We start from the raw sequence: 15,196 nt of genomic DNA on the forward strand, positions 1-15,196 counted from the left end.
ACCGACTAGTCAGCGTCAACTATTCGTTGTCGGACGGGTCATGCACACCAGCCCCGGCCGGTCGTCCCAGGAGTCCACCCGGACGAAGCCGAGGCGTTCGTAGAGGCCGACGGCGTCCTGCCGCCACTGCCACACGGACAACCGAACCGAGGCCGCACCGGTGTCGGCGGCGTGCCCGAGCACCGCCCCGACCAGCGCTTTCGCCGTGCCCCTGCCCCGACCGGCCGGGTCCACCCACAGCCGCTTGACCTCCAGCGAGCCGTCGTCCGACGCGGACGCCACCACGCAGCCCACCGCGGTCCCGCCGGTCTCGGCCACCCACACGGCGTCGGCGGCGAACGCGGCCCGCGGGTCGAGCACCTCGGCCCGGTAGCGCGGCGGCAGGTCACCGACCGCGGACACGGCGACGCCCTTCTCGGCCTCGGTCCGCAGGTGGTAGGCGAGCAGGAGGGGCGCGAGCGCCTGGTCACGCCACCGGGAAACGGTCGTCTCGGCTGTCATGGCCGCAGCTTCACACGGCCGGCGGACCCGATCACAGCCGCACAACCCTACGTATGGGGCTGGTGACGAACGGCTACGGCTGGTTCGTTGGGTGTCGGGAGCCTCCCCTGTCACACGGCTCCCTTTCCCTGTACCCCAAGGAGACCACAATGCTCGTACGAAAGGCCGTCGGCGTCCTCGCCGGCGTGCTGGGCCTGCTGCTGCCGCTGGTCGCGGTGGCCGCGCCGAGCGCGTCGGCGGAACCCCGGGTCCTGGCGCGCACCCTGTACTACGACGTGAGCCAGGCCCAGGAGTTCGTCGCGGACTGGGATCGCGCCGCGACGAACTGGAACAACTCGGTGTCCAACGTCAAGCTGGCCCGCCGGACCAGCACCTCGGGCGTCAACATCCGCATCCTGGCGGACGACGGCTGGCCCCGGGCGTACGTGTCGTCGCTCGGCAACGGCACCGTCTACATGGGACGGCAGGCCGTGCAGCAGGGCTACTACCGGCCGCGGATCTCGACCCACGAGATCGGGCACATCCTCGGCCTGCCGGACCGGCGGACCGGCCTGTGCGCCGACCTGATGTCCGGCTCCAGCGCGCCGGTGTCGTGCCGCAACGACCTGCCGAACGCCGCCGAGCGCGCCGAGGTCGAGCGCCGGTTCGCCGGCTCGTTCGCCCCGGCCGACGTGCGTGCGGCGGGCTTCACGGGCAGCAGCACGGAGTGCTACGTGTACTGACCCGCGTGCCGGCGCCCCGCGGGGTGGCTCCGTGCCACCCCGCGGGGTCCGGGAACCGCACCGCTCCCCGGCCCGTTCGGGAGGTGTGGACGCGGTGGAGACGGTGTTGGCGTGGAGCATCCCCGGCGGGACGTTGTCGGTCGTCGGGGTGGCGGTCTACGAGCTGCTGCGCCAGCGCCACCGCAAGCGCAGAGGCACACCGCTGGCCACGACGACCGTCAACGAGATCACCGCGATGTTCTACGGCTCCAAGCGGATGGAACTCGACCACCGCGACTCCGTGGCCGTGATGCGTGAAGAAGACACCCAAGCCGCACCACCGCACGCGGTCGACCTCGACCACGGCGTGGTGCGGCTGCGACCGAAGCGGGACCCCGGAGATCCCGGACGGGGAACCCGGGGGTCCTGAGCGTTCGGGCAGCGCGGGCTCAACGCAGCGACAGGGGGCGCAGGTCGGTCCAGTGCTCCTCCACGTAGGCGACGCAGGCGTCACGGGTGTCGGGGCCGAAGCGGCTGGTCCAGCCGGCGGGGATGTCGGCGAACGACGGCCACAGGGAGTGCTGGCCCTCGTCGTTGACCAGGACGTGGAAGCGGCCTTCGGGGTCTTCGAACGGGTTGGTCACGGCTGGATCCTCCGGTCGGGGTCGGTTGTCGCGCGGTGCAGGTGGCGCAGCACCGCGTCGGCCAGCTGGTGGGCGGTGGCCGCGGTGAACAGGTCGGTCGCGTAGACGAGGTAGCACGGCACCGGGCCGTCGTCCCGCGGTTCGTAGAAGCTGACGGTCAGCTCGGCGGGTGTCGTGCCGGTCGGGACGGCTTCGAGCGTGCCCGTGCCGCCTTCCAGGGTCGACAGGACCGCCTTCTCGTGGTGCACGATCATGACCTGCGGCTCGGCCGGCACCGGCACGTCCGCGTGGTCGAACGCGGCCAGGTCGGTGGCGCGGACGCGGGCCAGCAGCTCGGTGTAGCTGGGCTGCCCGGCGGTGTCGGTGCGCAGCACGACCCGGTTGAAGAAGCAGCCGACCAGGTCGGCCAGCGCCTCCTCGGTCCGCCCGGCGACCATCGTGCCGATCGGCAGGTCGGTGCCGTACGGGGTCAGCGCCGCCGCCACCGCGGCTTGCACGACCATGAACACGCTGGTGCCGGTCCGGGTGGCCAGTCGGTCGATCGCCGCGTGCAGCGACGCGGGCAGCTCGAACGGGACCACGGCGGCGGGGTGGCGGCCGGGCCGCCGCTCGCCGGCGTAGGGCAGCGCCAGGTCGGGCAGGTCGCGCAGCGCGTCCCGCCAGAACGCGTGCTGCCGCTCCCCCACCGACTCCACCACTTCCACCGACCACAACGCGTAGTCGGCGTAGGTCACCGGCAGTTCGGTCCACTGCGGAGCGTCTCCGCGCCGGCGGGCCGCGTAGGCGTGCTGGAGGTCGCGGAACAGCGGCACGACCGACCACTCGTCCACGGCGAGGTAGCTCATGGTCAGCAGCAGCGCCTGCGCGCCGGACGCGTCCACGGCCAGCCGGGCGCGCACGGGCGGGTGGCCGGGCGCCGGGGGCTCGGCGGCGAACGCGGGCAGTGCCTCGTCCAGCGCCCCCACCGGCTCGACCTCCAGCGGCGGCACCGGCACGGCTCGTTGCACGCCGCCGTCGAGCACGGTGCGCAGCGGCTCGTGCCGACCGACGACGTCGGCGTACGCCTCGACCAGGGCGGGCACGTCGAACGGCGTCGTGGCCCGCAACGCCAGCGCGTGGTCCCAGACGACCGGTCCCCGCTGCACGGGCGCCAGCGGCAGGTCCAGCGGCCGGTCGAAGCGGCGCAGCGGCGGCCGGGCCGACGTGGCGCCGGTCAGCCGCCCGGCCAGCCCGGCGACGGTGGGCGAGTCGAACACGTCGCGCAACGCGATGTCGACCCCGAACACCGACCGGATCTTGCCGACCAGCCGCATGGACGCCATCGAGTGGCCGCCGAGGGCGAAGAAGTTGTCGTGGATGCCGGGCGACACGCCGAGCAGTTCGGCGAACAGCTCCGCGATCGCCTTCTGCTCCGGTGTCACCGGCCGGTCGTCGCCGGTCAGCGCGGACCAGTCGGGTCGCGGCAGGGCCCGTCGGTCGAGCTTGCCGTTCGGGGTCAGCGGCAGCGGCCCGTCCAGGAAGACCACTGTCGCCGGGACCATGTACTCGGGCAGCCGTTCGGCGACGAGGGCGCGCAGGTCGTCCTCGGTCGAGCCGACCACGTACCCGACGAGCCTGGTCACGTCGCCCGTGCGGTCGGCGACCACGGCCGCCTGCGTCACGGCCGGGTGCCGGGTCAGGGCGGCTTCGACCTCGCCGAGCTCGATCCGGAAGCCCCGGATCTTGACCTGGGTGTCGACGCGGCCGAGGAAGTCGAGGTTGCCGTCCGCGCGCCAGCGCGCGCGGTCGCCCGTGCGGTACATGCGGGCCCCGGGCGGGCCGAACGGCGAGGCGACGAACCGGGACGCGGTCAGCGCGGACTGCCCGGTGTACCCGCGGGCCAGGCCCCGGCCGGACACGTACAGCTCGCCGACGACACCGGGCGGCACCGGCCGCAGCCGGTCGTCCAGCACGTACACGGTGGTGTTGGGGTCGGGGACGCCGATCGGCACGGCCGAGTCCCACCCCGGCACGGCTCTCCACAGGGTGGAGTTGACGGTGGCCTCGGTGAGGCCGTAGGCGGCGAGCAGGGTGAGCCGGCCGGCCCAGCGCCCGATCACGTCCGGTGGCACGGTCTCGGTGCCGACCAGGACGGTGGAGCCCTCGGGCAGCTCGCAGTCGGCGGGCAGCGCCGACACCAGCGACGGCGGCAGGATCATGTGGGTGATCCGCCGGTCGCGCAGGAAGTCGGTCAGCTCCGGGCCGGCGACGCGCGCCTCGTCCGGCGCGAACACCAGCCGCCCGCCCACGCACAGCGCCATGGTCAGCTCGAACACGGCCACGTCGAAGCCCACGGACGCGAACTGGAGCACCCGGCTCTCCTCGGTGAGCCCCATCCGGTCGACGGCGGTCGCGGCGAGGCTGGCGATGCCCTCGTGCGGCACCACGACACCCTTGGGCCGGCCGGTCGAGCCGGACGTGTAGATCACGTACATCGCCGAGTCCAACGACCGGGGCCCGGTCGCGGGCGGGGCGTCCGACTCGGCGGACAGCTCGGCGCGCACCGCGTCGGAGTCGAGGAGCAGGGTCTCGGCGACGTCCGGCACGGGAGCGGCCCGCGTGGTGACGACGAGCGTCGCGCCGGAGTCCTGGATCATGTACGCGACCCGGTCGGCCGGGTGCGAGAGGTCCAGCGGCAGGTAGGCCGCGCCGAGCTTCAGCGTGGCGACGACCGCGGCGACCATGTCCGCCGACTTGGGCACCGCGATGCCCACCACCGACTCGTGGCCGACACCGCGGGCCGCGAGCAGCCGGGCGATCCGGTCGGACCGGTCGTCCAGCCAGGCGTAGTCGACCGAGCGGTTGCGGTCGACCACGGCGACCGCGTCCGGTCGCGCGGCGACGCACCGGGCGAACATGGTCGTGAACGTCTCCTCCGGCACCGCCCGCGCGGTGCGGTTGAACTCGTCCACCACGCGCCGCCGCTCGTCGGGCGCGAGCAGGTCCACCGCGCTCACCGGCGCGGACGGCGCGGCCAGCACGGCGTCGACCAGCGTGGTCAGCCGCGCGCCGAGCCGTTCGACGGTCTCCCGGTCGAACAGGTCCGTCGCGTACTCCAGCCGGCACACCACCGGACCGTCGACGACCTCGGTGAAGCTGAACACCAGGTCGAACTTCGCGGTCGTGGTCTCGTGGCCCACCCACGTCACCGGCAGGCCGTCGAACGACCCGTCGTCGCCGCCCCGGCTGTGGTAGCCGACCATCACCTGGAACAGCGGGTTGCGCGCCGCCGACCGGGTCGGGTTGAGCCGGTCGACCACGGCCTCGAACGGCACGTCCTGGTGCGAGAACGCGGCCAGCGACGTCTCCTTCACCCGCGCGACCAGCTCGGCGAAGCCCGGGTCGCCGGACAGGTCGGCCCGCAGCACGAGCGTGTTGACGAAGAAGCCGACCAGGTCGTCCAGCGCCTCGTCGGTGCGGCCCGCGATCGGCGCGCCCAGCGGGATGTCGTCGCCCGCGCCCAACCGGCCGAGCAGGGCGGCGACGGCGGCCTGCAACACCATGAACATCGACGCGCCGGACGTCTGCGCGAACGCCCGCAGCGCGTCGGCCGACGCGGGCTCGAACACGACTTCCACGTCGGAGCCGCGGAACGTCGGCCGTCCCGGGCGGGGGCGGTCGACGGGCAGCTCCAGCTCTTCCGGCGCGCCGGCCAACGCCCGCGCCCAGAAGTCCGACTGCTCGTCGCCGACGACGTCCAGCACGTCGCGCTGCCACACGGTGTAGTCCGCGTACTGCACGGGCAGCGGCTCCCACCCCGGCGCCGCACCGGCCCGCCGCGCCCGGTACGCGGTCGCGAGGTCGCGCAGGAACGGCCGGTCGGACCACTCGTCGGTGGTGATGTGGTGCAGCAGGATGACGATCAGGTGCCGCTCGGGGGCCAACGCCGCGATCGTCACCCGCAACGGCAGCTCGGCGCGCAGGTTGAACGGCCGCTCGACCTCGGCCCGCACGATGTCCGGCACCTCGTGCTCGTCGGCCGGACGCACGACCACCACGGGCGTGACGTCGTGCAGCACCCGCTGGAACGGCGTGCCCTCGTGCTCGCCGAACACCGTCCGCAACGCCTCGTGCCGGTCGACCACGTCGCCGACGGCGGCGGTGAACGCGGCCACGTCCAGCGGGCCGTCCAGGGTGAACACCAGCGGGAAGTTGTAGGCGGCGGACGTGCCCTCCATCTGCTGGATCAGCCACAACCGCTGCTGCGCCGACGACAGCGGCAGCTCGGCCGGCCGCTGCACCGGCACCAGCGGCGGCCTTGCCGACCCGCCGCCGGCGCGCAGGGCCAGTTCGGCGACCGTGGGCGCGTCGAACAGGTCGCGGATCGCCAGGTCCACGCCCAGCGCCGACCGGGCCCGGCTGATCAACCGGGTGGCGAGCAGCGAGTGGCCGCCGAGGTCGAAGAAGTCGTCGTCCACGCCCACCGCGGGCACGCCGAGCACGTCGGCGAACAGCCCGCACAGCACTTCCTCCTCGCGGGTCGCGGCGGCCCGGGACGACGCCGCGCCGGAGATCACCGGCTTGGGCAGCGCCCGCACGTCGAGCTTGCCGTTCACGGTGAGGGGCAGCGCGTCCACGGGCATGATCGCGGCCGGCACCATGTAGTCGGGCAGGCTGTTCTTCAGGCCCTCCCGCAGCACCGCCGGGTCGACCGACGACACCACGTACCCGACCAGCCGCTTCACCCCGCCCGGCCCGGCGTCCACGACGACCGCCGCGTGCGTCACCCCCGGCCGGCCGGCCAGGGCGGACTCGACCTCGCCCAGCTCGACCCGGTAGCCGCGGATCTTGACCTGGTCGTCGGTGCGGCCGAGGAAGTCGAGGTTGCCGTCGGCACGCGCCCGCACCAGGTCGCCGGTGCGGTACATGCGGGTGCCGGGCGGGCCGTACGGGTCGGCGACGAACCGCTCGGCGGTGAGCCCGAACCGGTCGTGGTAGCCGCGGGCCAGGCCGACTCCCGCGACGTAGAGCTCGCCGGGCGAGCCGGGCGGCGCCGGCCGCAGGCGGGCGTCCAGCACGTACGCCCGGGTGTTCCAGATCGCCTTGCCGACGGTCGCCGTCTCGCTGTCCTCCGTGGACGCGCCCAGCGTGTTGATCGTGTACTCGGTCGGCCCGTACAGGTTGTAGCCGTACGTGCCGGGTGTCTCGCGCAGCCGCTGCCACACCGACTCGGGCACGGCCTCGCCGCCGAGCAGCACCAGCGCGGGCACGTGGCCTTCCAGCAGGCCCTCCTCGATGAGCAGCTGGGCGTAGGTCGGGGTCACGTTGACCACGTCGACGAGGTGCTCGTCGCAGTACGCCACCAGGGCCGCCGCGTCCCGGCGCAGCTCCTCGTCGCACACGTGCACCTCGTGGCCCTCGACCAGCCACAGCAGCTCTTCCCACGACATGTCGAACGCGAACGACACGGTGTGCGCGATGCGCAGCCGACGGCCGCCGGCGGCCGCGATGGCGGGCGCGAAGATCGCCTGCTGGTGGTTGAGCTGCATGTTCGTCAGGCCCCGGTAGGGCGTGACGACGCCCTTCGGCCGGCCGGTCGAGCCGGACGTGTAGATCACGTACGCCGGGTGGTCCGGCGAGAACACCGGCCACTCGACGTGGTCCGGCCCGTCGGGCAGGTCGTCCACGCACACCGCGTCCGGCACCAGCCCGACCGCGGTGGTCGAGAGCACGCACAGCGGCTTGGTGTCCTCGATCATCAGCAGCAGCCGGTCGGCCGGGTGGTCGAGGTCCAGCGGCAGGTAGGCGGCGCCGGTGCGGAGCACCGCGAACAACGCCACCACCATCTCGGTGGTGCGCGGCAGCGCGAGCGCGACCACGCGTTCCGGCCCCGCGCCGAGGCTGATCAGCAGCCGGGCCAGGGTGTCGATCCGGTCCTGCAACTGCGCGTAGGTCAGCCGCTGGTCGCCGAACACGAGCGCGGTGGCGTCCGGCGTGCGGCGCGACTGCGCGGCGAGCAGGTCGGCGACGGTCTCGGGGACCACGGGGTTGGCGCCGGCGTCCCACTCGGCCTCCAGCGCGCGCCGCTCGTGGTCGGGCAGCACGTCGAGGGCGCCGATCAGCGCGTCCGGCGCGTCCACCAGGCGGCGCAGCACGGTGGTGTACCGGGTGAGCAGCGCTTCGGCGGTGTCGGCGGCGAAGACGTCCGGTCGGGACGCGAGCGTGACGCGGGTGCGCGCGCCGGGCGTGATGATGAGCGTCAGCGGGAAGTGCGTGCCGTCCACGTTGGACACGTCGAGCACGCCGTGCCGGGACGCGAACTCGTCCTGGCGGTCGGCGCCGTCGCCGGTGCGCAGCACGAACAGCGTGTCGAACAGCTGCCGGTGCCCGGCCTCCTGCTGGATCTCGCCGAGGCCGACGTGCTCGTAGGACATGAGCGCGGTCCGCTCGGCCTGCACGCGCCGCAGCAGCTCCAGCACGGTCTCGCGGGGGTCGAGCGCGATGCGGGTGGGGATGGTGTTGAGGAACATGCCGATGACGTGCTCGACGCCGTCGACCTCGACCGGGCGGCCCGCGACGGCGGTGCCGAACACCACGTCGTCCCGGCCGACCTGGCTCGCCAGCACCATCGCCCACGCGGCGTTGAACACGGCGTTCGCGGTCAGGCCGTGCCGCCGGGCCTGCGCGCGGACGCGGTCGGTCAGCTCCTCGTCCAGCTCCTGGTGGAACTCGGCCGGGATGACCGGTTCGCGCGACCGGTCGACGGGCGCGACGAGGGTCGGTTCGCGCAGGCCGGACAACGCGGTGCGCCACGCCCGCAGCGCCGCGTCGTGGTCCTGCCGGGCCAGCCACGCCAGGTAGTCGCGGTAGGTGCCGGGCGGCGGGAGCTGGGCGTCGAGGTCGCGGTACAGCTCCAGCAGCTGCTCCAGGAACAGCCACGCCGACCAGCCGTCCCAGAGGATCAGGTGGTGGGTGATGACGAGCCGGTCGCGGCCGTCGGGCAGCCGCAGCACCAGGAACCGGCACAGGGGCGGCGCGGCCAGGTCGAACCGCTCGCGCCGGTCGGCGGCCAGCAGCTCCGGCACCTCGGCGTCGTCGGCGTCGACCACGCGCAGCGGGATCTCCGGGCCGGGCGCGATGAACTGCACCGGCGCGGGCACGCCGTCGCTGGTGAACCCGGCGCGCAGGCTCGGGTTGCGGGCCAGCAGCGCGGCGCCCGCGCGGCGCAGCCGGTCGACGTCGAGCCGGCCCGCGAAGTCCATCGTCTCCTGGGAGAGGTAGACGTCGAGCGCGCCGGTGTCGTAGCTGGAGTGGAAGTACAGGCCTTCCTGCAACGGCGAGAGCGGCCACACGTCCTCCGCCTCGGGCAGGGCGGCGCGCTGTTCGTCGGTGAGCACGAGCAGCGGCGCGTCGGCCGCGGTGTCCGCGGTCGTCTCGACGGCGGCCAGCGCGGCGACCGTGCGGTGCTCGAACACGTCGCGGGGGCTGATCCCGATGCCGAGCCCGCGCGCCCGGCTGGACACCGCGATGGACGTGATGCTGTCGCCGCCGAGCACGAAGAAGTCGTCGTCGACCCCGAGGTCGGCCAGGCCGAGCACGTCGGCGAACACCTCGCACAGCAGGCGTTCCCGGTCGGTCCCGGGCGCGCGTCGTCCGGTCCTCACGGGGGTCGGCGAGGGCAGCGCGGCCTGGTCGAGCTTGCCGCTGGGGGTGAGCGGGAAGTCGGGCAGCGCCACGACCGCGTGCGGGACCATCGCGGCGGGCAGGGCGGCGGCGACACCGGCGCGCACCGCGTCGAGGTCGACGTCGGCCGGCGTCACGTAGCCGAGGAGCTGGTCGCCGCGGACGATGACCGCGGCCCGGCGCACACCGGGCTGCCCGGCGAGCGCCGACTCGACCTCGCCCGGCTCGATCCGGTTGCCGCGCACCTTGACCTGCCGGTCGGTGCGACCGAGGTAGACGAGCACGCCGTCCGGGCGGCGCACCACCAGGTCGCCCGTGCGGTACATGCGTTCGCCGGGCGCGCCGAACGGGTCGGCCACGAACCGCTCGGCGGTGAGCGCGAAGCGGCCGTGGTAGCCGAGGGCGAGCTGGACGCCCGCCAGGTACAGCTCGCCGGGCACGTTCACCGGCAAGGGCCGCAGGAACGGGTCGAGCACGTGCAGCCGCGTGTTCCAGACCGGGCGGCCGATCGGCACGGACGGGTGCGGCGCGGCGTCGTACTCGAAGTAGGTGACGTCGACGGCGGCCTCGGTGGGGCCGTACAGGTTGTGCAGCGGCACGGCGGTCAGCTCGAGCCACCGGCCGGCCACGTCGCCGGTCAACGCCTCGCCGCTGCTGAACGCGCGGCGCAGGCTCGCCGACCACGACCTGTCCTCGTGCACCTCGGGGACGCCGAGGAACGCGGCCAGCATGGACGGCACGAAGTGCAGCGTGGTGACGCGCTCGCGGCGGATCAGGTCGGCGAGGTAGGCGGGGTCGCGGTGGCCGTCCGGCTTGGCGAGCACGACGGCCGCGCCCTCGCACAGCGCCCAGAAGAACTCCCACACCGAGACGTCGAAGCTGGACGGCGTCTTCTGCAGCACGCGGTCGTCGGCGGTGAGGCCGTACTCGTGCTGCATCCACGCCAGCCGGTTGACGATCGCGCGGTGCGTGACGACGACGCCCTTGGGCCGCCCGGTCGAGCCGGAGGTGTAGATCAGGTAGGCGGGCTGGTCCGGGTGGGGCGCGGGGAGGTCGGCCGGCGGGGTGTCGGTGTCGGCGCAGTCCTCGGGCCGGACGACGGCGGTGGCGCCGGAGTCGGCGAGCATGAACTCGACGCGCTCGGCCGGGTAGTCGAGGTCGAGGGGCAGGTAGGCGGCACCGGACTTGAGCACGGCCAGCAGCGCCACCAGCAGTTCGGCGGACCTCGGCACGGCGACACCGACGACGCGGTGGCCCAGGAGCGTGCGGGCCAGCGAGGTGGCGCGCCGGTCCAGTTCGGCGTAGGTGAGGGTGACGTCGTCGCAGACGACCGCGACGGCGTCGGGGGTGCGGGCGGTCTGGGCGGCGATCCGGCTGACCAGCGTGCCCTCCGGCACGTCGGCGGTGGTCGCGTTGAGCCGGGCCAGCCACTCGGTCTCGGTGTCGGAGACGAGGTCGAGGCTCGCCACCGCCCGGTCGGGCGTGGTGGCGAACGCGGTCAGCAGGCGGACCAGCCGTTGGGCGAGGGCGGCCACCTCGGCGTCCGGGAGGCGGTGCTTGAGGCGCAGTTCGAGGCGTTCGCCGGGCAGCGCGATCAGGGCCAGCGGGTAGTGCACCTGGTCGCGGATCTCGACGTCGTCGACCACGTCCGGGAAGTTCTCGACCACGACGAGGGTGTCGAACAGCTCGCCGTGCCCGGTGACGCGCTGGATCTCGGCGAGGCCGAGGTGCTGGTGCTCCAGCAGCCGCGCCTGCTCGCTCTGCAGGTGCTGGAAGGTGGTGGCGAGGCTGTCGTCCCCCCGCCAGCGCTGGCGGACGGGGACGGTGTTGATGAACAGCCCGACGGCGTGCTCGATGCCCGCCACCTCCGCCGGCCGGCCCGCCACGGTGGTGCCGTAGACGACGTCCGCGCGCCCGGTGAGGCCGCCGAGGAGCAGGCCCCAGGCCCCGTGCAGGACCGTGCTGAGCGTCAGGCCCCGTCTCCTCGCCTCACCGGCGAGCGCCGCGCTGAGCTCGGCGGGGAACCGGACCCGGTGCTGCCCGTGCCTCGGCGACACCTCGGCCAATGGCAGCGCTTCGCGGGCGTCCCCTCCCAGGGGACCCCTGTTGTTATTTTGCCGGCCGGGGCCGACGATTCCCGGCCTCGTGGAGGAGGGTGTGGACAACCCGGCGATCCGGGTCGGCTCGTCCACATCGGACAGGGCGGCGCGCCAGGCCTCGTGCGCCGCGGCACGGTCACGGCTCGCCAGCCACGCGAAGTAGCGCCGGTGGTCGACCGGCTCGACCCGGCCACCGACCAGCTCGCGCCGCAGCAGCCCGACCGACCACCCGTCCAGCAGGATGTGGTGCAGGGTCAGCACCAGCCGGTCGCCGTGCCGGGCCGCGCGCATCAACGGCGGGCGGGACAGGTCGAAGGGGTCGGCGCGTTCCGCCGCCAGCACGGCCTCGACGTCGTCGGTGGCCGGGTACTCGCGCCACGGCAGCGTCGACGCCTCGGCGATCACCTGCTCCACGCGCCCGCGGTCGGTTTGGCGGAAACCCGCGCGCAGCAGCGGGTGCCGGTCCAGCAGGCCCTGCACGGCGTCCCGGCCGACGGCCAGGTCCAGCACTTCCTGCACCACGTACGAGTCGTCGGTGTCGTACTGCGCGTGGAAGAAGAAGCCTTCCTGCAACGGCGACGCCGGCAGCACGTCCGACGGGAACCCGTCGAGGGAGGCGTCGAGGGAGGCGTCGCGGCCGCTCACCTCGCGCGCCACCCGCGCCAACCCCGCCACGGTCCGGTGCTCGAACACCTCGCGCGGCGTGAACTCCAGGCCCGCGGCACGCGCCCGCGACACCAGCTGCATCGTGACGATGCTGTCGCCGCCCAGCTCGAAGAAGTTGTCGTGGATGCCGGGCGTCAACCCGAGCACCGCCTCGACGAGGTCCACCAGCGTCTGCTCGACCGGGTTCGTGGCCGGCGCGTCACCGGCGAGCGCGGCCCAGTCCGGCTCCGGCAGGGCCGCGCGGTCCAGCTTGCCGTTCGGGGTCAGCGGCAGCGGACCGGGCAGCGGCACCACCGCGGACGGCACCATGTACTCCGGCAGCGCCGAGGCGACGTGCTCCCGCGCGTCCACCGGCGCGACCGTGCCGACCACGTACGCGACGAGCCGCTTCACCCGCCGGTGGTCCTCCCGCACCAGCACGGCGGCCTGCGCGATCCGCGGGTGCGCCATGAGCACGCTCTCGACCTCGCCCGGCTCGATCCGGAACCCCCGGATCTTCACCTGGCCGTCGGACCGGCCCAGGAAGTCGAGGGCGCCGTCGGCGCGCCACCGGGCCCGGTCGCCCGTCCGGTACATGCGGGCGCCCGGCCCGGCGAACGGGTCGGCCACGAACCGGGACGCGGTCAGCGCCGGCTGTCCCCGGTAGCCCCGCGCGAGCCCGCGCCCGCCGACGTACAGCTCGCCCTCGACGCCCACCGGCACCGGCCGCAACGCCGAGTCGAGCACGTAGCAGCGGGTGTTGGGGTCCGGCACGCCGATCGGCACCGGACCGGTCCAGTCCGGCCGGGCGGCCCACAGCGTCGAGTTCACCGTGGCCTCGGTGAGGCCGTACGCGGCCACGACCCGCAGCCGCCGCGACCACCGGGCGATCAGCTCGGTCGGCACGGTCTCCGTGCCCACGACCAGCACCGCGCCGGCGGGCAGCTCGCACTCCGGCGGCAGCGCGGCGACCAGCGACGGCGGCAGGATCATGTGGGTGGCGCGGTGCTCGGCGATGTAGGAGGTCAGCGCCTCGCCCGCGACCCGGCGGTGCGACGGCACGACGACCGCGCGCCCGCCGACACCGAGCGACATGCACAGGTCCCACACGGCCACGTCGAAGCCGACGGACGCGAACTGCACGACCCGGCTGTCCGGGGTGATGCCGATCCGGTCCAGCGCGGTGGCGATGAGGCTGCCGATGCCCTCGTGCGTCACGACGACGCCCTTGGGCCGACCGGTCGAGCCGGACGTGTAGATCACGTACGCGGCCTGGTCGAGCGCGATGTCCAGACCCAGGTCGGAGCCGTCGTCGGGCAGCTCGAACCGGGTCTCCGGCGTGATGACCACCTTGGCGCCCGCGTCGGCGACCATGTGGTCGACGCGGTCACGGGGGTGGTCGAGGTCCAGCGGCAGGTAGGCCGCGCCGGCCTTCATCACCGCGAGCAGCGTGACGACCAGGTCGGCCGACCGGGGCAGGGCCACGCCCACCACGTCCTCGGGCCGCACCCCGGAGGCGACGAGCGCGCGGGCCAGCCGGTTCGCGGCGACGTTCAGCTCGGCGTAGGTCAGCGACACGTCCTCGCACACGACCGCGACGGCGTCGGGGCGCAGCGCGACCTGGCGTTCGACGGCGCCGGGCCACGTCACCTCGTCCACCTCGCGCGGTGACGTGCCGAAGTCCAGCAGGCGGGCGCGTTCCGCGTCGTCGACCAGGTCGATCAGCGCCACGGGCTGGTCGGGGTCGGCGTCGAGGACGCGCAGGAAGCGGCGTTGGTGGTCGGCCAGTTCCGCGGGCGTGCACACGGCGGCGTTCGCCTCGAACGTGACGACGAGCCGGCCGTCGGCGCGTCGCAGGAAGGACGTGGTGAGGTCGTTGACCGGGCCCAGCGACAGCATGTGGAACGCGGGGTCGAGGTCGGCGAAGCCCATCTCCCGGCCGAAGCCCAGGTAGTTGACCGTCGGCCCGACCAGCTCGGGGATGCCGTCGCGCAGGCCGAGCTCGCGGGCCAGGTCCTCGCCGCGGTAGGCGCTGCGCGGGACGACCTCGCGGATCTCGCGGTCGACGTCGGCGATCAGGCCGGTGATGGTGCTGTCCGGCCGTACGGTGACGCGCAGCGGCAGCACGGTGGACGCCATGCCGGGCGTGACCCGGCTGACCTGGTCGCGCCGGCCGGTCACCGGCATGGCCAGCACCAGGTCCGACGCGCCGGTCACCCGGTGGGTGTAGGCGGCGACGGCGGCGATGGCCTGCCGCGAGGTCAACGGGTTCGGCAGCTCGACGGTGCGGCGGATGACCTCGCGGACCTGCCCGGCGGCCCGCGGCACGAGCCGCACCGGTTCGGGGTGGTCGGCCATCTTCGCGTGCCAGAACGCCCGGTCGGCCTCCCGGGCGGGCGAGTCGCGGTAGGCGAGGTCGGCGTCGACGAGGGCCCGCACGGGCTTCGGCCGCGGCTCGGTGGCGCCCTCGTACAGCTCACCGGCCCGGCGGGTGATCAGCACGCAGCCGTAGGCGTCGACCACGAGGTGGTGGTAGCGCTGGTACCAGAGCACGTGGTCGTCGGCGATGCGCAGCAGCGCGTGGTGGAACAGCGGGCCGGTCGAGAGGTCGGTCAGCCGCGCCATGTCGTCGTCCATCCAGGCCCGCGCGTCGGCGAGCGCGTCGAACGAGCGGAGCGTGACGTCGGTGGTCGGCGGCGTCGGGACCTGGCCGTCCTCGGTGAACCGGACGTGCAGCGCGCCGGTCTCGCCGACGGTCTGCCGGACGGCCGCCTCCAGCCGGTCGTGGTCGACCGGTCCGCGCAGCTCCAGGTACCACGCCACGTTGTAGACGGGGTTGTCGGGCTCCAGCTGCTGTGCCAACCAGACACCGGTCTGAGCACCGGTCAAGGGCAGCGCCATGGTCAACCTTCCCGTTCCTTCCCGACTTCCCCGCACACACACC

At 74.0% G+C, this 15,196-nt stretch carries 5 protein-coding genes; 2 read left to right on the plus strand and 3 right to left on the minus strand.

Annotated features, from left to right (window positions below; translation table 11 throughout):
• Positions 1-15: 15 nt before the first annotated feature.
• Positions 16-501 (minus strand): GNAT family N-acetyltransferase, encoded by a 486-nt coding sequence (locus EDD40_RS08285; RefSeq protein WP_123742386.1) that lies wholly within the window; start codon positions 499-501, stop codon positions 16-18.
• Between the two features lie 149 nt (positions 502-650).
• Between EDD40_RS08285 and EDD40_RS08290 the strand changes: the two genes are divergently transcribed.
• Positions 651-1,223 (plus strand): snapalysin family zinc-dependent metalloprotease, encoded by a 573-nt coding sequence (locus EDD40_RS08290; RefSeq protein ID WP_123742387.1) that lies wholly within the window; start codon positions 651-653, stop codon positions 1,221-1,223.
• 94 nt (positions 1,224-1,317) lie between these two features.
• The gene (locus EDD40_RS08295) at positions 1,318-1,632 is read left to right on the plus strand and encodes a DUF6191 domain-containing protein (protein ID WP_246037535.1); all 315 of its coding nucleotides are present in this window, start codon (positions 1,318-1,320) and stop codon (positions 1,630-1,632) included.
• A 19-nt stretch (positions 1,633-1,651) separates the two neighbouring features.
• Here EDD40_RS08295 and EDD40_RS08300 read toward each other — a convergent pair whose 3' ends face one another.
• A complete protein-coding gene (locus tag EDD40_RS08300; protein ID WP_123742389.1) occupies positions 1,652-1,846 on the minus strand; it encodes an MbtH family protein in 195 nt (64 codons plus the stop codon).
• Positions 1,843-15,153: a non-ribosomal peptide synthetase gene (locus EDD40_RS08305; RefSeq protein WP_123742390.1), complete on the minus strand. Its 13,311-nt coding sequence runs from the start codon at positions 15,151-15,153 to the stop codon at positions 1,843-1,845. The genes EDD40_RS08300 and EDD40_RS08305 overlap by 4 nt, the downstream gene beginning before the upstream one ends.
• Positions 15,154-15,196: the final 43 nt, after the last annotated feature.

This window comes from Saccharothrix texasensis, from assembly GCF_003752005.1.
In the GTDB taxonomy this organism is placed as follows: domain Bacteria; phylum Actinomycetota; class Actinomycetes; order Mycobacteriales; family Pseudonocardiaceae; genus Actinosynnema; species Actinosynnema texasense.